This is a genomic window from Micromonospora sp. NPDC050187, assembly GCF_044459745.1.
Lineage (GTDB): Bacteria > Actinomycetota > Actinomycetes > Mycobacteriales > Micromonosporaceae > Micromonospora.
The window spans coordinates 85,993-109,598 of sequence record NZ_JBITJH010000015.1; the positions used below are offsets into that span (position 1 = coordinate 85,993).

Annotated in this window: 20 protein-coding genes; 7 read left to right on the forward strand and 13 right to left on the reverse strand. The window is 74.3% G+C overall.

What is annotated here, in order from left to right:
* Nucleotides 1-87: 87 nt before the first annotated feature.
* On the reverse strand, nt 88-225 hold the full coding sequence (locus ACIBJE_RS22145; protein ID WP_170107860.1) for a hypothetical protein: 138 nt from the start codon (nt 223-225) through the stop codon (nt 88-90).
* A 149-nt stretch (nt 226-374) separates the two neighbouring features.
* Here ACIBJE_RS22145 and ACIBJE_RS22150 point away from each other — a divergent pair, with 149 nt between their 5' ends.
* Nucleotides 375-1,337, forward strand: coding sequence for a GlxA family transcriptional regulator (locus ACIBJE_RS22150; RefSeq protein ID WP_396751147.1), 963 nt, complete (start codon nt 375-377; stop codon nt 1,335-1,337).
* A gap of 7 nt (nt 1,338-1,344) precedes the next feature.
* Here ACIBJE_RS22150 and ACIBJE_RS22155 read toward each other — a convergent pair whose 3' ends face one another.
* From ACIBJE_RS22155 to dacB, 4 genes are all read right to left on the reverse strand, one after another.
* Entirely contained in the window at nt 1,345-2,988 is a 1,644-nt protein-coding gene (locus ACIBJE_RS22155; RefSeq protein WP_396751148.1) for a gamma-glutamyltransferase family protein, read from the reverse strand.
* A gap of 61 nt (nt 2,989-3,049) precedes the next feature.
* Complete coding sequence (tilS, locus tag ACIBJE_RS22160) at nt 3,050-4,081, reverse strand: tRNA lysidine(34) synthetase TilS (protein ID WP_396751150.1); 1,032 nt, start codon at nt 4,079-4,081, stop codon at nt 3,050-3,052.
* Nucleotides 4,082-4,091: 10 nt separating this feature from the next.
* Nucleotides 4,092-5,159 carry a zinc-dependent metalloprotease gene (locus ACIBJE_RS22165; RefSeq protein ID WP_396751152.1) on the reverse strand — a complete coding sequence of 356 codons (1,068 nt, stop codon included), beginning with the start codon at nt 5,157-5,159 and terminating at the stop codon, nt 4,092-4,094.
* A 114-nt stretch (nt 5,160-5,273) separates the two neighbouring features.
* Complete coding sequence (gene dacB / locus ACIBJE_RS22170) at nt 5,274-6,758, reverse strand: D-alanyl-D-alanine carboxypeptidase/D-alanyl-D-alanine-endopeptidase (RefSeq protein ID WP_396751300.1); 1,485 nt, start codon at nt 6,756-6,758, stop codon at nt 5,274-5,276.
* A 465-nt stretch (nt 6,759-7,223) separates the two neighbouring features.
* On the opposite strand from dacB, the gene ACIBJE_RS22175 reads away from it, so the two are divergent.
* A complete protein-coding gene (locus ACIBJE_RS22175; RefSeq protein WP_088981731.1) occupies nt 7,224-7,730 on the forward strand; it encodes an inorganic diphosphatase in 507 nt (168 codons plus the stop codon).
* A gap of 41 nt (nt 7,731-7,771) precedes the next feature.
* Here ACIBJE_RS22175 and eccD read toward each other — a convergent pair whose 3' ends face one another.
* Complete coding sequence (gene eccD, locus ACIBJE_RS22180) at nt 7,772-9,172, reverse strand: type VII secretion integral membrane protein EccD (protein ID WP_396751155.1); 1,401 nt, start codon at nt 9,170-9,172, stop codon at nt 7,772-7,774.
* A gap of 95 nt (nt 9,173-9,267) precedes the next feature.
* On the opposite strand from eccD, the gene eccCa reads away from it, so the two are divergent.
* The 3 genes from eccCa (at nt 9,268) to ACIBJE_RS22195 (ending at nt 15,851) form a co-directional block, all read left to right on the forward strand.
* Nucleotides 9,268-13,239: a type VII secretion protein EccCa gene (eccCa, locus tag ACIBJE_RS22185; RefSeq protein WP_396751157.1), complete on the forward strand. Its 3,972-nt coding sequence runs from the start codon at nt 9,268-9,270 to the stop codon at nt 13,237-13,239.
* A 100-nt stretch (nt 13,240-13,339) separates the two neighbouring features.
* Nucleotides 13,340-14,710 (forward strand): type VII secretion-associated serine protease mycosin, encoded by a 1,371-nt coding sequence (mycP, locus tag ACIBJE_RS22190; protein WP_396751159.1) that lies wholly within the window; start codon nt 13,340-13,342, stop codon nt 14,708-14,710.
* 208 nt (nt 14,711-14,918) lie between these two features.
* On the forward strand, nt 14,919-15,851 hold the full coding sequence (locus ACIBJE_RS22195; RefSeq protein ID WP_396751161.1) for a hypothetical protein: 933 nt from the start codon (nt 14,919-14,921) through the stop codon (nt 15,849-15,851).
* A 76-nt stretch (nt 15,852-15,927) separates the two neighbouring features.
* Here ACIBJE_RS22195 and ACIBJE_RS22200 read toward each other — a convergent pair whose 3' ends face one another.
* From ACIBJE_RS22200 to ACIBJE_RS22225, 6 genes are all read right to left on the reverse strand, one after another.
* Nucleotides 15,928-17,106 carry a MarP family serine protease gene (locus ACIBJE_RS22200; protein WP_396751163.1) on the reverse strand — a complete coding sequence of 393 codons (1,179 nt, stop codon included), beginning with the start codon at nt 17,104-17,106 and terminating at the stop codon, nt 15,928-15,930.
* Between the two features lie 63 nt (nt 17,107-17,169).
* Nucleotides 17,170-17,862 carry an NUDIX hydrolase gene (locus tag ACIBJE_RS22205; RefSeq protein WP_396751165.1) on the reverse strand — a complete coding sequence of 231 codons (693 nt, stop codon included), beginning with the start codon at nt 17,860-17,862 and terminating at the stop codon, nt 17,170-17,172.
* A complete protein-coding gene (locus ACIBJE_RS22210) occupies nt 17,859-18,533 on the reverse strand; it encodes a TlpA family protein disulfide reductase (protein ID WP_396751167.1) in 675 nt (224 codons plus the stop codon). The genes ACIBJE_RS22205 and ACIBJE_RS22210 overlap by 4 nt, the downstream gene beginning before the upstream one ends.
* Nucleotides 18,530-19,318 carry an endonuclease III gene (nth, locus tag ACIBJE_RS22215; RefSeq protein ID WP_396751169.1) on the reverse strand — a complete coding sequence of 263 codons (789 nt, stop codon included), beginning with the start codon at nt 19,316-19,318 and terminating at the stop codon, nt 18,530-18,532. Before nth ends, ACIBJE_RS22210 begins: the two co-directional genes overlap by 4 nt.
* 41 nt (nt 19,319-19,359) lie before the next feature.
* Nucleotides 19,360-20,523 (reverse strand): CapA family protein, encoded by a 1,164-nt coding sequence (locus ACIBJE_RS22220; RefSeq protein ID WP_396751171.1) that lies wholly within the window; start codon nt 20,521-20,523, stop codon nt 19,360-19,362.
* 11 nt (nt 20,524-20,534) lie between these two features.
* Nucleotides 20,535-21,260 (reverse strand): adenosylcobinamide amidohydrolase, encoded by a 726-nt coding sequence (locus ACIBJE_RS22225; protein WP_396751173.1) that lies wholly within the window; start codon nt 21,258-21,260, stop codon nt 20,535-20,537.
* A 217-nt stretch (nt 21,261-21,477) separates the two neighbouring features.
* Between ACIBJE_RS22225 and ACIBJE_RS22230 the strand changes: the two genes are divergently transcribed.
* Both ACIBJE_RS22230 and ACIBJE_RS22235 read left to right on the forward strand, forming a co-directional pair.
* Entirely contained in the window at nt 21,478-22,155 is a 678-nt protein-coding gene (locus tag ACIBJE_RS22230; RefSeq protein ID WP_088981720.1) for a Crp/Fnr family transcriptional regulator, read from the forward strand.
* A 103-nt stretch (nt 22,156-22,258) separates the two neighbouring features.
* Nucleotides 22,259-23,008: a metallophosphoesterase family protein gene (locus ACIBJE_RS22235; protein WP_396751176.1), complete on the forward strand. Its 750-nt coding sequence runs from the start codon at nt 22,259-22,261 to the stop codon at nt 23,006-23,008.
* A 169-nt stretch (nt 23,009-23,177) separates the two neighbouring features.
* On the opposite strand, the gene ACIBJE_RS22240 is transcribed toward ACIBJE_RS22235, so the two are convergent.
* Entirely contained in the window at nt 23,178-23,450 is a 273-nt protein-coding gene (locus tag ACIBJE_RS22240) for a hypothetical protein (protein WP_396751178.1), read from the reverse strand.
* Nucleotides 23,451-23,606: the final 156 nt, after the last annotated feature.

The following is a 23,606-nucleotide window of genomic DNA, read 5'->3' on the forward strand; positions in this document are numbered from 1 at the left end:
GCCGTCGGCGGGGCCGCCCTTTCCACGCGTCCCGGCCGACGCCCGCCCCGGCACCCGCTCACCCGTCCGGTCGGACGGGTCAGCGACTCAGCAGGGCCGGGACCGCCAGCGGCGGCCGTCCTCGGTCGGCTTCCAGTCGGCGGAGTCCCGGCTGTCGGCCGTGAGCCCGAGTACCGAGCCGGCCGCGAGGGCGAGGAGGAAGAGCAGGAACAGGAGGAATTCCATGGCGGCGCTCGCTTTCCGTGGGTGTCCGTCGTTCTCGCCGCCGGTGCGCACCGGACCGATCCAGTCTGCGACCGTCCGGGAGAGCGGAACAGTGGCAGGAATGCCACCAGACCTCGAATTCCTGCCACCTGTGCCGTTACCCTGGTCACATGCTCCGTACCGTCGCCGTGCTCGCGCTGGACCGGGTCGCCCCGTTCGAGCTGGGCGTGCTCTGTGAGGTCTTCGGCACCGACCGGACGGCCGACGGGTTCCCCGGATACCGGTTCTCCGTGTGCGGAGTCGACGGGGCTCCGGTGCGTACCTCGTCGGGGTTCACCCTGCTGCCGTCGGCCGACCTGACCCCGGTCGACGAGGCCGACCTGGTCGCGGTGCCGGCCCACGGCAGCGACACCGAGGTCCCACCGGCGGTGCTGGCCGCGCTGCGTCGGGCCGCCGACCGGGGCGCGTACGTGTTCAGCGTCTGCTCCGGGGCCTTCCTGCTCGGCCAGGCCGGACTGCTGGACGGCCGCGACTGCACGACCCACTGGCGGTACGTCGACGACCTGCAGGAACGCCATCCCCGGGCCCGGGTCCGGTGCAACGCGCTCTACGTCCAGGACGGTCCGCTGCTGACCAGCGCGGGCACCGCCGCCGGCCTCGACGCCTGCCTGCACCTGGTCCGGCAGGAGCACGGTTCGGCGGTGGCCACCCGGCTCGCCCGCCGGATGGTCGTCCCGCCACACCGGGACGGGGGGCAGGCGCAGTACGTCGAGGCGCCGATCCCCCGGGCACCCGAGGCGCCGACCCTGGAGCCGGTGCTCACCTGGTTGATGGGGCACCTGGACCGACCGCTGACCGTGGAGGAGCTTGCCGGTCGCGCCGGCATGAGTCCGCGTACCTTCGCCCGGCGGTTCCGCGCCGAGACCGGCACCACCCCGCACGACTGGCTGACCAACCAGCGGGTGCTGCTGGCCCGACGGCTGCTCGAGGAGACCCGGCTCAGCGTGGAGGCGGTGGCCGGGCAGGTCGGTTTCGGCGACGCCGCCGCGCTACGGCACCACTTCACCCGCCGGGTCGGCGCCACCCCGGCGGCATACCGGACGACCTTCCGGGAGCGGGTCCCCATCGCCTGAGAAGCGCTCACCAGCCCATCGCCGCACCGTCCACCCGGGGCTCCGAGCCGACCACGTACCCACCGTCGTCGTGCCGCCAGATCGCCTGTCCGTACCCGAAGACGCCCGGCTCCTCGGCGACGGCGATCTCGTGGCCGCGCCCGCGCAACGTCTCCACCGCCGCCCGGCCCTCGGCGGTCGCCGTCAGCTCCGGCTCGACCAGCACCGACCGGCCGGCGTGCCAGTACCAGCGCGGCGCACCGAGGGCGGCCTGTGGGTCCAGGCCGGCGTCCAGGGTGGCGGAGACCAACTGGACGTGCCCCTGTGGCTGCATGTGTCCGCCCATCACCCCGAACGGCCCCACCGGGACGCCGTCCCGGGTCAGAAAACCGGGGATGATCGTGTGGAACGGCCGCCGGGACGGCCCGACCGCGTTCGGGTGGGCCGGGTCGAGGCGGAAGCCGGTGCCCCGGTTCTGTAGCCCGAAGCCGTGGCCGGGCAGCACCACGTGCGACCCGAAGCCCAGGTAGGTGGACTGGATCAGGCTCACCATCCGACCGGCGGAGTCGGCCGCGCAGAGGTACACCGTGCCGCCCCGCTCCGGGTCGCCGGCGGCGGGTGTGGCGGCCCGGTCGGTCACCAGCGCCCGCCGGGCCGCCGCGTACGCCGGGTCGAGCAGGGCCGCCGTCGGCACCGACGCGTGCTCCGGATCGGCCACGTACGCGTGCGCGTCGGCGAAGCCGAGCTTCACCGCCTCGATCTGCCAGTGCAGCCGCTCGGCCGGCGGGAGCGCCGCGAGGTCCACCCCGTCGAGGATGTTCAGGGCGAGCAGCGCGGCGATCCCCTGACCGTTCGGCGGCAACTCCCACACCTCGTGCCCCCGGTAGCGGGCGGACACCGGGTCCACCCACTCCGACCGGTGCGCGGCCAGGTCGTCGGCGGTGAGCAGGCCACCGGTACGGGCGGCGTAGGCGGCCATCGCCTCGGCGATCCCGCCCCGGTAGAAGTCGCCCGCCCCGGTGGCGGCGATCCGGCGCAGGGTCCGGGCCGCGTCCGGGTTGCGCCACCGCTGCCCGGCCCGGGGTGCCCGCCCGTCGACCGTGAACACCCGGGGCCACTCGGCGAACTCCGGTCCGACCAGCCCCTCGTGCAGGGCGGCGGCCCGGGCCCAGCCGGCCGCCACGCTGGTGGAGACCGGGTACCCGTGCTCGGCGTACCGGACGGCGTCGGCGAAGAGGTCCGTGAACGGTAACGAGCCGAACCGGTCGTGCAGGTCCCGCCAACCGGCGGGCGCGCCGGGCACGGTCACCGGAAGCCAGCCCCGGGCGGGCATCGCCGGGCCGCGCGCCTGGGCACCGCCGAGGGCGGCCACCGGGTCGGCGCCCCGGCCGCCGGTCGCGGCGAGGACCACGTCCCGGGTCAGGGCCGCCGGGGATCGGCCGGAGGCGTTCAAACCGTGCAGCCGTTCGCCGTCCCAGACGATGGCGAACAGGTCACCGCCGATGTCGTTGGAGCCCGGCTGGACCACGGTGAGGGTGATCGCGGTGGCCAGCGCGGCGTCGACGGCGTTGCCGCCGCGCCGCAGCACGGCCAGCCCGGCCGCCGCGGCGAGCGGCTGGCTGGTGGCGACAGCACCGTGCGGGGCGAAGAGGGGCGGTCGGGGGTGCGACATCCGCCATGTCTACCGCACCGGGGACCGGCCGGGGGCACGCCAGAAGGCCGATCGGGGTAGGTCAGGCGGGCACGAGGTGACCGTCGCGGCGGGTGACCCGCAGCGCGCCGGGCAGGTGCACCGCGCCCTGCCCGCGCCAGTCGGTGACCAGCGCGTCGAGCGCGGCGACGTGCCGGTGCGACAGCGCCGCCGCCGGGGCGCCCAGTTCGCGGGCCCAGGCGTGCAGCACCCGGGTACGCACCGCGAGCGCGAGCCCGGCCAGCACCGGCACGACCAGCCCGCCGGGAACCGGACGGTCCCCGGTCGCCCCGCCCGCTCCCGCGCGGCCGTCGGTCGGCACCCGGGCCTCGGCCAGCGCGGCGGCGGCGAGGTCGTCGAGAGCGGCAGTGTCGGCGGCCACCAGTCGGGCCGTCCGGGCGAGGTTCTCCAGCACCGCCGGGCCCAGCGCCGCGACCAGCACCGGCAACACGTCGGCACGGACCCGGGCGCGGGCGTACGACGGGTCGACGTTGTGCGGGTCCTCCCACGGCGTGAACCCGAGCACCGCGCACGCCCGACGCGTCTGCTCCCGGCTCACGTCGAGGAACGGTCGCAGCAGCGGCACCCCGGACAGGTCCCGGCGGGGCGGCATCCCGGCCAGGCCGCGTGGCCCGGAACCCCGGGCCAGGGCGAGCAGCACCGTCTCCGCCTGGTCGTCCCGGGTGTGACCGGTGAGCAGGGCACTCGCGCCGTACCGCCGGGCGGCCTCGGCCAACGCCTGGTAGCGGGCGTCACGCGCGGCACCCTCCGGGCCACCGGGCCGGCCCGCGACACGTACCCGGACGGATTCCACCGGGGCGAACCCGGTCTTCTCCGCCCACCGGGCCACGGCGGCGGCCCGTTCGGCGGAGCCGGCCTGGAGGCCGTGGTCGACGGTGACCAGCCCGGCCGGGCGACCCAGCCGGGGCGCGACGAAGGCGGTAGCCGCGGCGAGGGCGAGCGAGTCGGCACCCCCCGAGCAGGCCACCAGGACCGGACCGGCGGCCGGCAACCCGACCAGTGCCCGGCGGACGGCGACCCGGATCGCGGCTACCGCCGGTGCGAGCGCGGCCACGGCCCTACGGTCAGCCGGCCGTCGGCAGCGGCCCGGCCGGACCGTGCACCCGGGCCACCCAGGCGTCCGGGTCGCCCAACTCCTCCAGGCGGGGCAGGGTCAACGGGGAGCTGAAGATCCGGTTGAAGCCGGCCATGCCGACCCGTTCCACCACGCCGTGCACGAACTTGCGCCCCTCGGCGTACTGACGCATCTTGACCTCCACCCCGAGCAGGCGGCGGATCGCCTTCTCCAGCGGGTTGCCCGCCTCCCGACGCCGGTTGAACCCGGCCCGGATCCGCTCCACGCTCGGGATGACCTCCGGGCCGACGCCGTCCATGACGAACTCGGCGTGCCCCTCGAGCAGGGTCATCAGCGCCGTCAACCGGTCGAGCACCGCCCGCTGGCCCGGCGTCTGGACGATGTCCAGCACGCTGGCCCGGCTCTCCGGGTCCTTGATCGCGTCGGAGAGGGTGGCGACCCCGCGCCGCAGCCGCTCCAGCAGGTGCTCGCCGCCCTGTGAGGCGTCGACGAAGGCCTGCACCTCCCCGAGGAAGTACGCCCGCATCCACGGCACGGCGGTGAACTGGGTCCGGTGGGTCACCTCGTGCAGGCAGACCCAGAGGCGGAAGTCGCGCGGGTCGGCCTCCAGCTTCCGTTCCACCTCGACGATGTTCGGGGCGACCAGGAGCAGCTGGCCCGGGTCGGCGGAGAAGACCTCGTACTGGCCGAGCACCCGGCCGGAGAGGTAGGCCAGCACGGTGCCGGCCTGCACCCCGGTGAGTCGGGAGCCGATCGCCTCGGTCAGCGCGCCCGGCTGCTTGTCGCCGGAGAGCCGGCTGACCAGCGGCGTGATCACCTCACGCAGCCCGGCGATGTTGGTGGCCGCCCAGTCGCGACGGTCCACCACCCGTACCGGCGGGTGCGTGACCTGCGCACGCAGGCCGGTGTACTCGGCCACGTGCTCGGCCGCCTCGTCGGTCAGCCGCCGCAGGTCGCCCACCACCTCGGTCGCCTCTGCGTACGAGACCCGGGGCCCCGACTTGCCCAGTGCCCCCGCGGTGGCGGCGGCCAGATCCCAGTCCACGAACTGCGCCATGCACCCCACCGTACCCGCGCCGGCACACCCCCACCCCGGCTCGCGTCGTGGGGGCCGGGGTGGGGCCCCGCCGGGCGGGCACCCGGTCGGGGCAGCTGGTGGTTCCGGGCGGGGTCAGCGGCAGCCGCAGCCGGCCAGCGCCGCCCCGATCCGGTCGAGGGCCAGCCGGGTGGCGTCCGGGGTGGTCGGCGGGGTGCGGTCGGTGAGGATGGCGAAGCTCAGCAGGCGACCGTCGGCGGTGGTGACCAGTCCGGCGATCGCGTGCACCCCGGTCAGCGTCCCGGTCTTGGCCCGCACCACGCCGGCACCGGCGCGGGTGCTCTCCGTGGCGAACCGGTCGTCGAGGGTGCCGGACCAACCGCCCACCGGCAGGCCACCGAAGATCCCCGCCAGCTCGGGCCGGGTGCCGTTGCCGGCGAGCGCGATCAGGTCGGTGAGCAGGGACGGACTGATCCGGTTGGTGCGCGACAGCCCGCTGCCGTCGGCCAGTGCGAGCTCGTCGGCGGGAAGCCCGAGCTCGGTTGCCACCTGGTCCATCGCGGTGGCCGCCCCGACGAACGAGGCCGGCTGGTCCCGGGCGAGGGCGACCTGGCGGGCCAACGCCTCGGCCACCACGTTGTCACTGTTGGTGATCATGATGTCCACCAGCCGGATCATCGGCGGTGACTCGACCTTGCCCAGCTCGGTGCCGGGAGCGGGCGTTCCGGCGGTACCGGCCTCGCCGCCACCGGTCGGGGCCTTCCCCCGCTCGATCTCCGTTCCGGCCGGCACGCCGAGGAGCTTCGCGAAGGCCTGTGCGGCGGCGAGGTCCGGATCGCGGTAGCGCTCGGCGCCCTTCGGGCCGGCGTCCGGGTCGCGGCGCGCTCCGTCGGTCATCAGCGCGGTGATCGCACTGCCGTACCCACCGGTGGGGATGTCGGCGTCCCAACCCGGCTCATGGACAGGGCCGGGATAGAGCGTCGAGTCGACCGTCACCTTGCTGGGGGGCGTCCCGCCCAGGGCCTGTTTCACCTGTTCGGCGAGGCGGTCCAGGCGGGCCGCCCCAGGGTAGAACCCGTTGGCGTCGATGGCGAGCGTCGGATCGCCCCCGCCCACGATCACCACCTCGCCGGGCGCCGCACCGGCCACGGCCCGGGTGCCGATCCGGTAGGCGGAACCGCGTGCGGCCAGCACGGTCACGCCGGTGACCAGCTTGGTGACCGAGGCGGGCACGGTGCCGTCGTCCGGGCCCCGGCCGTAGAGCTCCTGGCCGGTGACGACGTCGGCGACCGAGATGTTGACCCGGCTGCCCAGCGCGGTCGCCCCGACCAGCGGGTCGAGCGCGGCCCGCAACCCCTCCACGGTCGGGACGGGGGCGGTGCCGGCCGGCAGCGCCAGCACGGGAACGGGGGCGGCCTCCGGCGCGCGGGCCTCCAGGGTCGGTTCGGCGTCGTCGCCGAGCCAGCCGGCCACCGGGCCGGGCCGGACCACGACCAGTCCGACCCCGGCCACAACCAGCAGCAGTACGGTCGCCAGCACCGTCAACAGGGCGCCTCGGCGACGCGGGGTCGTCCCGCCACCGTCCGGCGACGGGCCTCGCTCGGCCACCGGCGGCGGCACGGGCGGGCCGGGCGGCGCGGCTCCGGTCGTGGCCGGCGCGCCGAACGGTGCGCCGGGGGACACCGGGAAGGCGGTGCCGGAGTTCGGGAGGGTGCCGGAGTTCGGGGTGGCGCCGACGGGTCGGGCCGGCGGCCGGTAGACCGGGGGCGGCGGCTGCCCGGTGCCGGGGGCGTCCGGCCGGGGATGGCCGCCCGTCGGGGCGGGCGACACCTGCGCGGGACCGTGCGCCCCGGGTACCACCACCCGCCCGGTGGCCCGGTCCGGTCGACCCGGAGCACGGTCACCCCCCAGGCGGTAGTGTGAGTCTTCCCTCCCCACAGCCCCCTCCTCCCCCACGAAAAACGGCTTGGGCGACACTACTTCGGTCCGAAGACTATGCGGCGCCCGACGCCGGCGGGTGCGCATCGCCCCGTCCGGGGGTGTCGCTGTTCGTTAGCCAGCGTCGGCAAACGTAGGGAGCGTGAGATGGATTTCGACGTCACGGTTGAGATCCCCAAGGGTCACCGCAACAAGTACGAGGTGGACCACGCGACCGGCCGGATCAGGCTGGACCGCACGCTCTTCACGTCCACCCAGTACCCGGCCGACTACGGTTTCATCGAGGGCACCCTGGGCGAGGACGGCGACCCGCTGGACGCCCTGGTGCTGGTGCCCGAGCCGACCTTCCCGGGCTGCCTGATCCGCTGCCGCACCATCGGCATGTTCCGGATGACCGACGAGAAGGGCGGCGACGACAAGGTCCTCTGCGTACCCTACGAGGACCCGCGCCAGGAGCACCTGCGCGACATCCACCACCTGGGCGAGTTCGACCGGCTGGAGATCCAGCACTTCTTCGAGGTGTACAAGGACCTGGAGCCGGGCAAGTCGGTCGAGGGCGCGACGTGGGTGGGACGGACCGAGGCCGAGGCGGAGATCCGGGCGTCGTACCGGCGGCACCAGGAGGCGGTGGCGCGCGGCGAGGCCACGCACTGACGGTAACCGGACACTTCCGAACGCATCGGCCCGGGGGCCGCTCAGCCGAGCAGCCCCCGGGCCCGGTCGTACAGGTCGAGCACCGCGCAGGCCACCGGGACCACCGCCACCACCAGCAGCGTGTCGGTCAGGTCGGCCGCCCGGCCGAGGTACGGCGAGACCGGGCGCTGCGCGTACGTGGTGCCGGCCGCCACGGTGATCAGCGCGAGCACCACCCCGGTGGCGACCAGCCCGAGCAAGGCCACCGGGCCGGCCCGGTCGACCAGGGCGACGCCCAGCACGGCGAGGGCCGCCAGTCCGGCGGACAGGGCCGGCACCCGCTGCCGCAGCGCCACGAAGAGGCGAGCCCGCAGCAGTAGCACCGCCGCGGCGACGGCGACCAGGATCCGGCCGGCGAGCCCCCCGGTCGCGGTGAGCACGAGCGCGGCGGCCACCGCCAGCACCGCGTGCCCGAGCAGCATCCCGGTCAGCATCTCCTCGGTGCGGGCCACCGCCGCGTGCACCCGGCCGGTGTCCGGCAGGTCGCGGACGCCGGGACGCCCACTGTCGGTGCCGACCGGCAGCGTGATCGGTGGTAGTGGCACCTTGCCGAGGCGGATGGCGAGCAGGGGCAGCACGCCGACCGCGAAGACCAGGACGCTGAGCAGGACGGCGGCGGCACCGGCGGGGGCGAGGACCAGGCCGAGCAGGGCGGTGGCCGCGCCGAGCAGCCCGACCGTCGTGCCGGCGGCGAAGACCCGCAGCCGGGCGGCGACGCCGAACAGGCCGAGCACCGCGACGAGGAGCAGGACCACCGAGCCGGCCAGCAGTTCGGGCGCCCCGAGCCAGCGCAGCGGACCGAACGGGGAAACCGGGTCACCGGAGCTGACCAGCAGCGCGCCGGCAGCGAAGGCGTACGGCAGGGCGTACCCGCCCAGGGTGGCGCCGGCCCGGACGTCCCCGTACGCCCGGGAGGCGACGCCGCCGGCCATCACGAGCAGGACGGCCACCGCCGCCGCGACCAGCCAGTCCGCCGGGTGGTCGGGACCGCCGGCGGTGAGCGCGACCAGCCCGACGGCCAGCGGCACGGCGGCCCCGGCCAGCGCGGCGGCCCGGGTGGCGGCCGGCGACCAGGCGGCACCCCGGCGACGCGCACCGTCGGCGATGACCTCCACCACGTCGTCGTACTCGAGTTCGGGCCAGTGCGCGTGGGCCGGGACGAGGTGCAGCACCTCGCCGTCGCGGACGCCCTGGGCGTGCAGGGCCTGACCGGTCGCCAGCACGGCGCCGTCGGTGCGGCGCAGCACCCAACCGCCGTGCCGTTCGCCGTCGTCGGCGAGCCCCTCACCGGCGTGCCGGAGCACCTCGGGGAGGAGTTCGGCGAGCGGCAGTTGCTCCGGCAGCGCCACGTCCAACCGCCGCTGCGGCGCGCTGATCGTGACGCGGGCGAGCCCGGATGGCATCGACGTCTCACTCCCTGTCAGGCGGCGTGCGCGGACGGCAGCACTTTACCTACCATGAGCCAGGCTCGGGTTACCGAGCGCACGGGGGAGGGTGAGTGTCCACTGTCGTCATCAAGCGACCGCCTCGACGCCCGGCTCCGGAGATCCCGGTCGGCGAGCTCCCGGTCGAGGCGCCCCCGGAGATCCCCGAGGTCACCGGCGGTCGGTGGCAGCAGTTGCTGATGCTCCTGCCGATGCTCGGCGGGACGGTGGCCATGGCGATGATGTTCGGCCGGGGTGGCGGGGCGTACTCGTACGTGGTCGGTGCCATGTTCGGGCTCTCCTCGCTGGCCATGCTGGTCACCTCCTGGGGCAGTGCCGCCGGCACCCCGAAGAAGTCCGAGATGATGGCCGCCCGGCGGGAGTATCTGCGCCACCTCTCCGTGCTGCGCCGCCAGGTCCGCCAGAACGCCGGACGGCAGCGCGCCGGACTGTTCTACCGGCACCCCGACCCGACCCGGCTCTGGTCCACCGTCGACAGCCACCGGGTCTGGGAGCGCCGGCTGACCGACCCGGACTTCGCGGTCGTGCGGGTCGCGCTCGGGCCGCAGACCCTGGCCACCCCGCTGGTGCCACCGACCACCCGGCCGTTGGAGGAGCTGGAACCGATGACCGCCGGCGCGCTCCGCCGGTTCCTCGACGCCTACTCGGTGGTGCCGGACCTGCCGGTGGCGCTCTCGCTGCGCAGCTTCGCCCGGGTGTACCTGCGCGGCGACGTCGGCACCCCGACGGCCCGGACGGCCGGCTCGCCGTCGGCGCAGGCGCTGGCCCGAACGATGCTGATCCAGCTCGCCGTCTTCCACGCCCCGGACGAGCTGCTCGTCGCGGTCTGCGCCGGTCCGGAGCGGCGGACCGCCTGGGAGTGGGTCAAGTGGCTGCCGCACGCCCACCACCCGGGGCGGACCGACGCGCTCGGCCCCGTCCGCCTGGTCACCAGCGCGGCGGCCGACCTGGAACAGCTCCTCGGCGAGGTGCTGGCCAGCCGCTCGCGGTTCAGCCCGGTCGGTCCGGCCACCGACGGACCGCACGTGGTGGTGGTGCTCGACGGCGCCGACCTGACCGGTGCCACCCAGCTCACCTCCGACGGCGGCATCGACGCGGTCACCGTGGTCGACCTGGACACGCCGCCGCCGCGCCTGCTCGACCGGACCACTCTCGTGCTGGAGGTACGCGACGGGCGGCTGCACTCGTACGCGGCCGACACGCACGCCGAGGTGGGCACCGCCGACCAGCTTCCGATCGCCGACGCCGAGGCGGTGGCCCGACGACTCGCCCCGCTGCGGCTGGCGACCACGGTCAAGGGTTCCGACGCGCCGACCCGGACCGAGCTGGGCCTGCCCGAGCTGCTCGGCCTGGGCGACCCGGAGAACTTCTCGGTCGAGCAGGGCTGGACGCCCCGCGCGCCGCGCGACCGGCTGCGGGTGCCCATCGGCGTCGGCACCGACGGCGGCGCGATCGAGCTGGACCTGAAGGAGTCCGCACAGGACGGCATGGGTCCGCACGGCCTGCTCATCGGGGCCACCGGATCCGGCAAGTCGGAGCTGCTGCGCACCCTGGTGCTGGGGCTGGCCGCCACGCACAGCTCGGAGGTGCTCAACTTCGTCCTGATCGACTTCAAGGGCGGGGCCACCTTCGCCTCGTTCGACCGGCTGCCGCACACCGCCGCCGTGATCACCAACCTGGAGGACGCGCTTCCGCTGGTGGACCGGATGGCCGACGCGCTCAACGGCGAGCTGACCCGCCGCCAGGAGCTGCTGCGTCGGGCCGGGAACTTCGCCAGCCTGCGCGACTACGAACGGGCCCGGGCGGCGGGCACCCCGCTCGCCCCGCTGCCGTCCCTGCTGGTGATCTGCGACGAGTTCTCCGAGCTGCTGTTCCACAAGCCGGACTTCATCGACCTGTTCGTGCAGATCGGCCGGCTGGGCCGGTCCCTCGGGGTGCACCTGCTGCTCGCCTCGCAGCGACTCGAGGAGGGCCGGCTGCGTGGGCTGGACACCCACCTGTCGTACCGGATCGGGTTGCGGACCTTCTCCGCGCTGGAGTCCCGGACGGTGCTCGGCGTGCCGGACGCGCACGAGCTGCCCCGCTCTCCCGGCCACGGATACCTCCGCTTCGGCACCGAACCGCTGGTCCGGTTCCGGGCCGCGTACGTCTCCGGGGCGGCCCGTCGACGCGGTGACGGCACGGGTGTCGGCAGCGCCGACCCGGCCCGACTGCTCACCTTCTCCACCCACCTCGTGCCGGTGCCGGCGCCGGCCGTTCCGTCGCCCCGACCGGCCGAGGAGGAGCGGGACGGCGGCGGGACCCTGCTGGACGTGCTGGTCGGGCGGATCGCCGGTCAGGGGCCGCCGGCCCACCAGGTGTGGCTGCCCCCGCTGGACTCCTCACCGGCCCTGGACGACCTGCTCGGCCCGGTCGGCGTCGACCCGGCGCGCGGCCTGACCTTCGGCAACCCGGAGCTGCACGGCGCGCTCCAGGTGCCGGTGGCCCTGGTCGACAGGCCGTACGACCAGCGCCGTGACCTGCTCTGGCTGGCTCTGGACGGCGCGACCGGGCACGTCGCCGTGGTCGGCGCGCCGCAGAGCGGCAAGTCCGGCCTGCTGCGCACGCTGATCTGCACGCTCGCGCTCACCCACACCCCGCACGAGGTGCAGGTGTACTGCCTGGACTTCGGCGGCGGCGGACTGGGCCCGCTCCGCGACCTGCCGCACGTCGGCGGGGTCGCCGGGCGCGCCGACCCGACCTCGGTGCGCCGTACCGTCGGGGAGGTCGCCACCCTGCTGGCCGAGCGGGAGCAGCGCTTCGCCGAGCTGGGCGTGGAGTCGATGGCCGCGTACCGGCAGCGGCGGGCCGCCCTGGCCTCCGCCGGGCAGCCGGTGACCGACCCGTTCGGCGACGTCTTCCTCGTGGTGGACGGCTGGGCCACGCTGCGCGGCGAGTACGACGACCTGGAGGGGCCGGTGACCGACCTGGCCGGCCGGGGCCTGGCGTACGGCGTGCACGTGGTGGCGACCGCGCTGCGCTGGCTGGACTTCCGGCCGGCGATCCGGGACCTGTTCGGTTCCCGCCTGGAACTGCGCCTCGGCGACCCGTCCGACTCGGGCGTCGCCCGGCAGGCGGCGGTGAACGTTCCGGAGAACACCCCGGGGCGGGGCATCACCGCGGAGCGGCTGCACTTCCTCGGCGCGGTACCGCGACTGGCCGCCCCGGGCGGGGACACCGGCGACCTGGTGAAGGCGGTCGCCGGAGCATGGCCGGGTCCGGCCGCCCCGGCGGTGCGCCTGCTCCCGCCGGTGCTGTCCTATGCGGAGCTGGACCTGTCCCGGTCGACCGGACTGCGGCTGCCGGTCGGTATCGCCGAGGCGGACCTGCGTCCGGTGGTGCTCGACTTCGCCGTCGAACCGCACTTCGTGGTCTTCGGGGACGCCGAGTGCGGCAAGTCGTCGTTCCTGCGCGCACTGGCCACGTCCATCACGCGGCGGTTCACCCCGGAGCAGGCCCGGGTGATCGTGGTCGACTACCGCCGCAGCCTGCTCGGCGCGATCGGGACCGACCACCTGATCGGCTACGGCACCGCGGCGGCCGGCACCGCCGAACTGATCGAGTCCGTCGCCGGCTACATGCAGCGCCGGATGCCCGGCCCGGAGGTCACCGCCGCGCAGTTGCGGGACCGGTCCTGGTGGTCCGGGCCGGAGCTGTTCGTCCTGGTCGACGACTACGACCTGGTCGCCACCGGCCCGGCGAACCCGCTGCGCGCGTTGGAGGAGTACCTCCCGCAGGCCCGGGACGTGGGGCTGCACCTGGTGCTGGTCCGGCGGTCGGGCGGCGCGGCCCGGGCCCAGTACGAGCCGATCGTCCAGCGGCTGCGGGAGCTCTCCACGGCCGGCCTGGTGATGACCGGCAGCCCGGAGGAGGGCGCGCTGGTCGGACCGGTCCGGCCCGGTCCGTTGCCGCCCGGGCGGGGCCGACTGGTGACCCGGCGGGAGGGGGTGCGGCTCGTGCAGCTCGCGTACCTCCCTCCGATGTGACGTCGGAGGCGGCTGATTACGGCGAAGAGGAGCCGGAGTGGACCGGAGAACGGGTAACCTCCGAGCATCATGTGTCCGGCGCGACGAATGGGCTGAGGCGGTGACTGCGGTGCGGCGGCGATGCGTTACCGGGGCCCGGAGGCTCGCCGGTCGCGCGCTGCTCGCCGTGGCCGCGACGGCCGTCCCGCTCGCCGTGGTGTCCGTGCCACCCGCGTACGCCGCCCCGCTCGCCGCGTCGGCCGCGTACGCCGCCCCGCTTCCACCGGCCGGGCAGGTCGCCGCGGTCGGGACGCCGCTGCGGCCCGGGCCGGTCGCCGTCGACCCGGTGCACGCCCCCACCCGCGCCGACCAGGTGCGCGACGACCAGTGGCAGCTTGACGCGCTCGACGCGGAGACCGCCTGGCGGACGTCCACCGGGCGCGGGGTGACGGTCGCGGTGATCGACTCCGGCGTGGACGCCACGCACCCGGACCTCGTGGGCCAGGTGCTTCCCGGTCTCGACCTGGTCACTCCGAACGGGACGGCCGAGCCCGACCCGGTGGGGCACGGCACCACGGTCGCGGGCCTGATCGCCGGCCGGCGGGACGACCGCCGTGGGGTGGTCGGCCTCGCGCCGGACGCGAGGATCCTGCCGGTCCGGGTGCTCGACGAGGAGAACCGCTACGACGACGCGCTGGTCGTGGCCAAGGGGGTCCGGTGGGCGGTCGACAACGGGGCCCGGGTGATCAACCTGTCACTGGGCGGGGGCGGGGACAGCGCGGCCCTGGCGGCGGCGCTGGACTACGCCTTCGCGCGGGACGTGGTGGTGATCGCCTGCACCGGCAACGTGGCGGTCTCCTCCGGCGCCCGGGTCTGGTATCCGGCCCGGGAACCCGGGGTGATCGCGGTGGCTGGTCTGGAGCGCAACAGCGACGACCTCTGGTCCGGCTCCATCAGCGGCCCGGAGACCGTGCTGACCGCCCCGGCGACCGGGCTGGTGGGCGCCCGCCCCGGCGGCTACTGGCGGGTGCAGGGGACGAGCTTCGCCGCGCCGCTGGTGACCGCCGCCGCTGCGCTGCTGCGCGCCCGGTGGCCGCAGATGTCCGCCGGTGACGTGGTGAACCGCCTGATCACCACCGCCCGGGACATCGGCCCCGCCGGTCGCGACGACCGGTTCGGGTTCGGCCGGCTCGACCCGGTCGCCGCGCTCACCCGGGACGTCCTCGCGGTGCCCCGCAACCCGCTCGACGACAACTCGTCCCCCGGCGAGGTGGGTTTCGGTCGCGCCCCGGGCGTGGCCGAGACGACCGACACCGACGCCGACCGGCTCGGTCTCGTCGGCACGCGGCGGGACGGGTGGACGGCCCGGGCCGCCGGTGACCCCGAGGCGGCGGCCCCGGAACGGCTGTGGGGTGGCGTGGCCCTCGGTGTCATCCTGGTCACCGGCACGGCCCTGGTGGCCCGCCGGTGCCGGCGACCGGAGCGGCGCTGAGCCCACCGGACGAGGGCCCGAGTGACGTGATCATGACTGTGGGCCACTGACAGAGCCACTCGGCCCACTTTCTACTTAACGGTCGCTAAGCCCGTCCTTTCGGCTACCCGATTACAGGAGATGCCGGTGAGCAGGCAATTTGCATCGCTGTTTATCGTGATCAGTGATCCGGGTGCCAGGGCACCGTCGACAGCGATAAGGGCCAAAGATGAGCGACAGTCACCCTCCGTACGGAGGACCGTCCGATCCGAACGCCGGGCAGCCGTGGGGACCGCCTCCGGGCCAGCCGGTCTCCGGGCAGCCGTGGGGGCCGCCGCCCGGTCAGCCGATCTCCGGTCAGCCGGACCCGTACGGGTACGGCCAGCCCGGCTACCAGCAGCAGCAGCCTGGATTCCCGCCGCCGCAGTACGCCACCCCGGTGCAGCCGCCGAAGAAGAACCGGGGCCTGATGATCGGCCTCGGCGTCGGCGCCGCGACCGTGGCGCTGCTGGCGCTCTGCGGCGTGGGCGTCGGCGTCATCGTGGCGAACGGTGACGAGGACGACCCCACCCCCCCGCCGGTGGCCTCCACCTCGGCCCCCGGCGGGAACGACCCGAGCGCCGCCCCGTCGGAGACCGGGACCCCGGACACCGACACACCGAACAACAACAACGCGGTGACCGCCCGGTACTCCAGCGACTTCGACGCGGTCTGCGAGGGCAATCCGATCCTCAACGCCGCGGCCTACTCCGCGCCGGCCGGCTCCAAGGCGTACACCTTCTACAACTCGCCCTCGCGGCCGGAGAGCTGGTCGCTCCGCTCGACCGGCTACGGCAAGTCGTACTACGCCAAGAGCGACGAGTTCGACAAGGTCAGCGTCGTGGGCTGCCTGAAGTACCAGGACGGCAGCGAGGGCGAAGGCCGTAAGTGCCAGCTCAAGGACAGCTCGGACAAGATCATCACGATCGACTACGTGTCGTCCCGGTACACCCTCACCTTCTACGCCGCGAAGACCGCGCAGAAGATCGGCGACGGCGGCACCGTCAACGCGCCGGCCGTCCGCTGCCCGTCCTTCGTCACCTACAACAAGGCCACGATGAAGGCGTACGCCTCGCCGGACACCGGTGCCATCGAGGCCGCCCTGGACAAGTTCCTGGGCTGACCGACCCGTACACCCGGCGCCGGGGAGGGGTGGACACCACCGCTCCCCCGGCCCGGGTGGCGCGGAAGGCGCCGGTTCAGGTGCAGTCGCCGGTGTCGACCGCGCGGGTCCGCTCCGCACCGGCCAGGGCCACCGGGCGGGCCTCCTCGGCGGTGACCGCGAACCCGGTGTTCGGGTCGTCCGCCGCCGCCGCGAAGATCACCCCGAGCACCAGACCGTTCGGCGCGACCAACGGGCCGCCGGAGTTGCCGCTGCGCACCAGTGCGCGGATCGTGTAGACCTCCCGGGTGACGTCCCCCGAGGAGTAGATGTCCGGGCCGGTGATCCGGTCGACGTCCCGCACCCGGGCCGACTGCGCGTCGTACGGCCCGTCCAGCGGGAAGCCGAGGACGATCGCGTCCGCCCCGCTCACCGCCCGATCGCCGGCGAACCGCATGGCCGGGCCGGGCAGGTCCGGTACGTGGATCACGGCCAGGTCGCGGTCGGGGTCGTAGACCACCACGCGACCGTCGTACCGCTCGCCGTTCTGTTCCACCGAGACGTCGCGGGTGCCGGCGACCACGTGCGCGTTGGTCATCACCCGGTCCTCGGCGTAGATGAAACCGGAGCCCTCGATCCGGCGGCTGCAACTCGGCGCGTGGCCACGCACCTTGACCACCGAACGCTGGCCGTTGGCGACCACCTGGGAGCCGGCGAGCGCCGGATCGGGGGGCGACACCTGTCGGGCCCGGGTGGGCGCCAGGTCGCCGAAGACGTCCGGGAAGCCGTTGGTGTCCACGGTGTCCCGCAGCGCGGTGGAGAGTTGCTGGGCCTGGTCCGGCATCACCCGGTCGACCACGGTGAGCAGGGCACTGTTCCGGACCGAGGAGGCCAGCCAGGGGAACGACGACGACCCGAGCGGGACGGCGACGAGCCAGGCCACCAGGATCACCGCGAAGAGCGAGACGAACGCGCCCCCGATGTCGTCGGCGCGGCGGCCGATCCGACTGGTGATCGCGTGCCGCAGGTGCGAGCCGATCCAGCCGGCGAGGGTCTGTCCCAGCACCGCCAGTCCGAAGACCGCGACCAGCGCGACGATCACCCGGGCGGCGCTGTCGGCGAGCCGCTCCGCGAGCAGGGGGCCGATCTGGAGGCCGAGCAGGGCCCCGAGGAAGAAGCCGGTGAAGGAGAGCGCCCCGATGACGAACCCCTGGCGATATCCGCTGATCGCGAACACGAGCATGAGCAGCAGCAGGACGAGATCAACAGCCGACACCCGTCCAGCGTACGGGCACCCGGGAGCGGCGACGACGCTCGTCGCGGAAGCCGACCACCGCCGTCAGCGGTCGGCCATCTCGTCTGCGGAGTCGGTGCCGGCGGAGGGGGCCGGGGTGGCGTCCGTCGGTGGCAGGTCGAGCACCCGCTCCCGGGGCCAGGGGCGGGCCCAGCCGCCCATCTCCAGCAGGGCGGCGAGCACGCCTGCGGTGAACCCCCAGATCAGCATGCCGCGCGCGGAGAAGGCTGGTCCGATCCAGCCGCTCGGATGGCGTACCCGCATCCGGTTCTCCGGGTCGACCAGCTCGGCGACCGGGAGCCGGGCGACGTGCGCGACCTCGGCCGGTTCCCGGGGGTGCACCGGGTGCGGGCGATGCCACCAGCCGAGGACCGGAGTGACCACGAAGTCGCTGACCGGGATCCAGAGTTTCGGCAGCTCGGCCAGGACGGTGACGGTGGCCGGGTCGAGGCCGACCTCCTCGTTCGCCTCGCGCAGCGCGGTCGCGGCGAGGTCGGCGTCGTCCGGGTCGGCGGCCCCACCGGGGAACGCCGGCTGACCGGCGTGGTTGCGCAGGGTGGCGGCCCGTTGCAGGACGAGGACGTCCGGCCCGGCGTCCGGTTCCTCGCCGAGCAGCACCAGCACCGCGCTCTCCCGGCCGCCGCTGGTCGGCGTGGACAGGGTGGTGAAGTCCTCGACCCGGGCGGTGCCGAGCCGGGCGAGCAGCGGGTCCATCCACGCGGGCAGGGGGCGGGTCATGCGGGTACGTCCAGGCCGAGGTGACGGCGGACCAGATCGGCGAGGCGGGCGTCGTCGATCGCGCCGGAGACGTCCTGGTGCCGGACCCGGCCCTGCGCGTCCACCAAGAGCGTGATCGGCAGGACGTTCGGCGCCAGTGCGCGCTGCAACCGCTGGTCGGTGTCGACCAGGGTCGGGAAGGTCACGCCGAAGTCCTCACCGACGGAGACCGCCCGGGGCCGGTCGTCGCGGGTGTTCACCCCGATCACGTGCACCTGCCCGGCCATCCGCTCGTGCAGGCGCTGGAACGAGGGGAGTTCCTTCCGGCAGGGCGGGCACCAGGAGGCCCACAGGTTGATCACCGCTGGTCCGCGTACCGCCCGCAGGGAGACCTCGGTCCCTCCGGTGAAGCACGCGAAGCTCAGGTCGGGCAGGTCCCGGCCCACCCCCGGCGTGCCGGCGGTCGGGGCCGGCGAGCCCACGGGTGCGGTGTCCGGATCGGACGGCCGGACCGACGGTCCGGGTGACGCGGCGGGCGGAGTCGCGGGGGGTGCGGTCAGCGCGGCGCAGTCGGCGAAGGGTGAGTTCTCGGTCGCGGCCGACGGCGCGGCGCTCCGGTCGGGCTCCTCGGCGGTACAGCCGGTGACCGCCAGCAGCGGGGCGAGGAGAGCGGCGGCCATCCGTCGGTTCACGGCACCTCCACGGCGACGGCCTGGGCGGGGACCAACTCGGGGTCGAGCCCGGCGGCGACCGCCAGCTCCCGGGCCCGGGGACCCTTGAGCAGCTTCGCGGCCGCGGCCGGCTCGGTCGGCCCGGCCCCGTACGACGGGCAGAGCTTCGTCAGCGTGCAGGCACCGCAGGCGGGCTTGCGGGCGTGACAGACCCGCCGCCCGTGGAAGATCACCCGGTGCGACAGCATGGTCCAGTCGCGCTTCTCGAAGAGCGCCCCGACCGCGTGCTCGATCTTCACCGGGTCGGTCTCGGTGGTCAGCCCCCAGCGGTGCACCAGCCGCTGGAAGTGCGTGTCGACGGTGATCCCGGGAACGCCGAAGGCGTTGCCGAGGATGACGTTGGCGGTCTTGCGGCCGATCCCGGGCAGGGTCACCAGGTCGGCCAGTCTGTCGGGGACCTGCCCGTCGTACCGCTCGACGAGAGCCTGGCCCAGCCTGATCAGCGAGTCGGTCTTGTTCCGGAAGAAGCCGGTCGGTCGGATCAGCTCCTCCAGCTCGGTCCGGTCGGCGCCGGCGTAGTCCGCCGCGCCCGGATACCGGGCGAAGAGCCTCGGGGTGACCTCGTTGACCCGCTTGTCCGTGCACTGCGCGGAGAGGATCGTCGCCACGGCGAGTTCGAGCGCGTTGGAATGGTCGAGTTCGCAGTGCGCATCGGGGTGGGCGTCGGTGAGTGCGCGGCCGATCCGCCGGGCCCGCCGCTTACGGCCCAGGTCGGTCTCCGCCACGCTGGGAGAGCTGGTGGTCACGCCGGCCAGCCTACGTCGCCGGGCGGACAGCCCGGTCCTGCCTACCCGGCGTCCGGGGCGGAGATCGTCCCGTCGGCGGCGAACCCGGCCCCGGTCTTCGGGAAGTCCTGGCGGGTGAGCGTCTTGACCAGGCCGAGGCCCCGGTCGTCCGGGTCCGCGACCGGCTTGCCGACGCCGTTCATGTACGTCGAGGCGAACGATCCCTCGACATAGGTGCCGTCCGCCTTCAGCGACACCTTGAGCACGCCACCCCAGCCCAGCCGGCCGTTGTTGCTCAGCGAGTTGCCGCCCCCGGCGAAGTTGCCGAGGCTGTAGGCGATCAGCCGGCCCTGGTAGAACTCCATGGCCCGGAGTACGTGCGGGCCGTGTCCGACGATCAGGTCCGCCCCGGCGTCGATCATCGCTCGGGAGAACTTGACCGGGTCGCCCCGGTTCTCGCCGAGGAACATCTCCGTCCCCGGCCGGACCCGGGTCTTGTCCGAGCCCTCGGCCCCCATGTGCACCTGCACGACGACCAGGTCGGCCATGGTCGCCGCCTTCTCGACCACCTTCTCTGCGGCGTCGATGTCGACCAGGCTGTTGGACCAGACGTACGACGAGAAGCCGGCGACGGCGACCTTGACGCCCTTGACGTCGACCACGGTGATCTGGTCGGGTGCGCCGGTGTGCTCCAGGCCGTACTTCTCCAGCGCCTTCTGGGTGTTCTTGTAGCCGGCCGGACCGAAGTCGTACCCGTGGTTGTTCGCCTGGTTGAGCAGGTGGAACCCGGCGTCTTTGAGGTGGGCGGCGTACTCCGGCGGGGCCCGGAACTGGAAGCAGCGGGTGGAGTTCGGCCCGCACTTGCCGGTACCGGTGTCGACCGTGAGCGGCTCCTCCAGGTTGCCCATCACCAGGTCGGCCTCGAGCGCGGTCTTGACCCCGTCGAAGAAGCCCTTGCCGCCGTTGGGGGGCAGCCGGTTCGGCGCGTTGCCGATGATGATGTCGCCGGTGGCGGAGAGCGAGATGACCTTCTCCTCCCCCGCCGGGGGCGCGCTCGGGCTCGCCGAGGTGGGCGCGGCGGTCGGCTCGTCCGCAGGCTGCCATGCGGGGCTCTCCGTGGCCGGACCACATCCGGTGGCGACCAGCAGGGCGAGGACCACGCCCAGCGCGGCTGCCGAGCGGCGGCGGAGGCGGGGGTGGCGGGCGTCTCGGGAGGCGGCGTACATCGTCCGCGACCCTACCGGTCGGCAGACCCCCCGGGGACGGCCGATCGGATGAAAGACACCGATCCGTGAGCCTCCTTCAGCCGCAGCCGATCCGACCACGGCACCACCTCCTGGGCACCGCCGGCCAGGACGGCCGCATGCACTGCGCGGGCGAGCGGGGCACCCCAACGCGAGCGTGGCCCACCGTACGGATCGACCGGACCGTCCGTCGGGCAAAGCACGGTCACCGCGTCGGTCGGGGTGCCGGTGGCCGGCAACCCCAGTTCGACGATGGCCTGGGTCTTCGCCTCGGTCGCGGTCGCCACGGCGTTGACCAGCGCGGCGTCGCCGAGCCGGACGGGCACCAGGACCACGATGTTGACCGTGCCGACCGGTTCCACGACGGCCGGGGCCGCCGGGGCGGCGGCCTGGACCGGGGTGCCCAGCCCGACCGTCGCCCAGACCCGCACCCCGTCGTCGGCGCGGGCCACCACCTCGGTCACGTCCACGCCGGTCAGCAGGCCGACCCCAGGCCCGTCGAGGCCGAGCTGGTCGGCCAGGCCGGCGAGGTGGTCCGCCGGGTCGTCCCGGTGGTACGACATCGGCACGGTCGCGTTGACCACCCAGTGCCGGACCCCGATGCCGCCGCCGAGCGGGGCGGAACTGATCCCGTACAGCGGCCGGTCGGCATGCCAGTACAGCAGTGGGACCTCCCGGCCGTCCTCGGGCCGGGTGGTCAGGAAGGGCTCGCTCAACACGCCGGTGACCCTACGACCGACGCCCGGCGGCGCGCTCCCCGGCCGGCCGCGGCGGCGGATCATAGCCGTTGATCAGGTCCGTTTCGTTACGTCCAACGATCACGTTCCAGGGGTGCACCTCTGATTACCGCTCACGTGCGCCTAGACTGGCCTCGCGCGAGGGATCAGCGGACGGCGGACCCAGCCGACGGACGGCACGCGCAGGCGGAGGTGCGCGATGGACGAGGTACTGGCCCGTAGTGGGATCTTCCAGGGCGTCGACCCGGAGGCGGCCGAGGCGCTCGCCAAGGAGATGGAGACGCTCGAGGTCCGCAAGGGCGAGGTGGTCTTCAACGAGGGCGAGCCCGGCGACAGCCTTTACATCCTGCTTTCCGGCAAGATCAAGGTGGGGCGACGGGCCGCCGACGGCCGGCAGAACCTCATCGCGGTGATGGGCCCGTCGGACATGGTCGGCGAGTTGTCGCTCTTCGACCCGGGCCCGCGCACGGCGACGGCCACCGCGGTCACCGACACCCGGCTGGTCCGTCTGCGCAAGCAGGCGCTGCGGCCGTGGCTGAACAACCGGCCCGAGATCGCCGAGCAGCTCCTTCGGGTGCTGGCCCGCCGGCTCCGGCGGACGAACGACTCGCTGGCCGACCTGATCTTCACGGACGTGCCTGGCCGGGTCGCCAAGAACCTGCTCCAGATGGCCGGCCGGTTCGGCACCCGCGACGGCGGGGTCCTGCGGGTGACGCACGACCTGACCCAGGAGGAGATCGCGCAGCTCGTCGGCGCGTCCCGGGAGACCGTCAACAAGGCGCTGGCCGACTTCGCGTCCCGGGGCTGGCTGCGCCTGGACGGCAAGAGCATCATCATCCTCGACCCGGAGCGGCTCGCCCGCCGCGCGCGGGTCTGACCCCGCTCTTTCACGGGAGGGCCACCCTCGGGTGTGCCCTCCCGTGTTCTGCCCGACGCAGAATCCATCGACCGGACCGCTGGTCGGCTGACACCCTGACCTGATGCTGGAACGCGTCGCCGTCCTCTCCGACATCCACGGTGTCCTGCCCGCGCTGGAGGCCGTACTGGCCGAACCGGACGTCGTCGCGGCCGACCTGGTGGTGCTCACCGGGGACATCGCCGCCGGGCCCCAGCCGGTCGAGGTGCTGGACCTGCTGGTCACCCTCGGCGACCGGGCCGTCTGGGTGGGCGGAAACGCGGACCGCGAGCTGGTCCGGCTGCGTGGCGGTCACCAGTTCCCGGTCCCGGACGAGGTGACGCCGTGGGCCGCCAGCCAGCTCCGCGACGACCAGGTAACCCGGCTGGCCGCGCTGCCGCTCAGCGTCACGCTGCCGGTCGCCGGGCTGGGTGAGGTGCTGTTCTGCCACGCCACCCCGCGCGACGACGAGGAGGTCGTGCTGGTCGACTCCCGGCTCGACCGGTGGGCCGAGGTCTTCGCCACGCTGCCGGCGGAGGTGGGCACGGTGGTCTGCGGCCACACCCACATGCCGTTCGTCCGGCTCGCCCACCGCCGCCTGGTGGTCAATCCCGGCAGCGTCGGCATGCCGTACGGCGGGGCGGGAGCGCACTGGGCGCTGCTCGGCCCCGGTGTGCAGCTGCGCCGCAGCGGGTTCGACCTGGACGCCGCCTGCGCCCGCGTGGCCGCCGAGTCGGCGTATCCGGAGGCAGCCGCCTGGGCCGACGAGTACGTGCACTCCCGGCACGACGACGCCGAGGCGCTGACCGTCTTCGGCCCACGCGACGGCCGCTGATCCACACCGCCGTTCGGCTGCCTCGGCACACCAGCCGGGCGCGGCAGGTTCGCACCGCCGCGCCACGGGTCACGTCCGACCGGCCGAGGCACGAGGGCGGGTCAGCTACGTCGGATGGGGTCCGTCACGAAGACACCGACCGGCTCCAGGCCCCCGGCGAGGACCACCTTCACGTCGAGCCGGGTGTAGTACGGCACGCCGAACTGCAGGGGGTGTCGGTGGTGACCGAGCACGACGGACGGGGGTTGCCGACGGACAGGCACGCCTGCCCCTTGATCATCGTGCCGGAGTCCCACGTGTACTCGCCCTGGTAGATACGTACCTCCAGGGTCGCGCCGCCGATGTCCGGTGCGGGCCGGCTCGGGTTGGCGAGACTGCGGCAGTCGAGCGACCAGGTGGCGGTCGCCCTGCCGTCCGGGAGGATGGCGGCGGGCCAGCTCACGCCCACGTAGCAGAGGCCGTGTGCCGCTACGGCGCGGGCCGGGGAGCGGATAGCCCGGAGAGCAACCCCAGGAGGGCGGGCCGTCGTGGTCGGACCATAGTCCGTCGCACCTTTGGAGCTGCCCCGTTCGTGCGGGCAGCTCCAAAGCTACGGCCA

Coding starts and splice junctions, on each gene's coding strand:
- ACIBJE_RS22145 (WP_170107860.1), bottom strand. CDS start 225: ATGGAATTCCTCCTGTTCCTGCTCTTCCTCCTCGCCCTCGCGGCCGGC.
- ACIBJE_RS22150 (WP_396751147.1), top strand. CDS start 375: ATGCTCCGTACCGTCGCCGTGCTCGCGCTGGACCGGGTCGCCCCGTTC.
- ACIBJE_RS22155 (WP_396751148.1), bottom strand. CDS start 2,988: ATGTCGCACCCCCGACCGCCCCTCTTCGCCCCGCACGGTGCTGTCGCC.
- ACIBJE_RS22165 (WP_396751152.1), bottom strand. CDS start 5,159: ATGGCGCAGTTCGTGGACTGGGATCTGGCCGCCGCCACCGCGGGGGCA.
- ACIBJE_RS22175 (WP_088981731.1), top strand. CDS start 7,224: ATGGATTTCGACGTCACGGTTGAGATCCCCAAGGGTCACCGCAACAAG.
- eccD (WP_396751155.1), bottom strand. CDS start 9,172: ATGCCATCCGGGCTCGCCCGCGTCACGATCAGCGCGCCGCAGCGGCGG.
- ACIBJE_RS22195 (WP_396751161.1), top strand. CDS start 14,919: ATGAGCGACAGTCACCCTCCGTACGGAGGACCGTCCGATCCGAACGCC.
- ACIBJE_RS22205 (WP_396751165.1), bottom strand. CDS start 17,862: ATGACCCGCCCCCTGCCCGCGTGGATGGACCCGCTGCTCGCCCGGCTC.
- ACIBJE_RS22220 (WP_396751171.1), bottom strand. CDS start 20,523: ATGTACGCCGCCTCCCGAGACGCCCGCCACCCCCGCCTCCGCCGCCGC.
- ACIBJE_RS22230 (WP_088981720.1), top strand. CDS start 21,478: ATGGACGAGGTACTGGCCCGTAGTGGGATCTTCCAGGGCGTCGACCCG.
- ACIBJE_RS22235 (WP_396751176.1), top strand. CDS start 22,259: ATGCTGGAACGCGTCGCCGTCCTCTCCGACATCCACGGTGTCCTGCCC.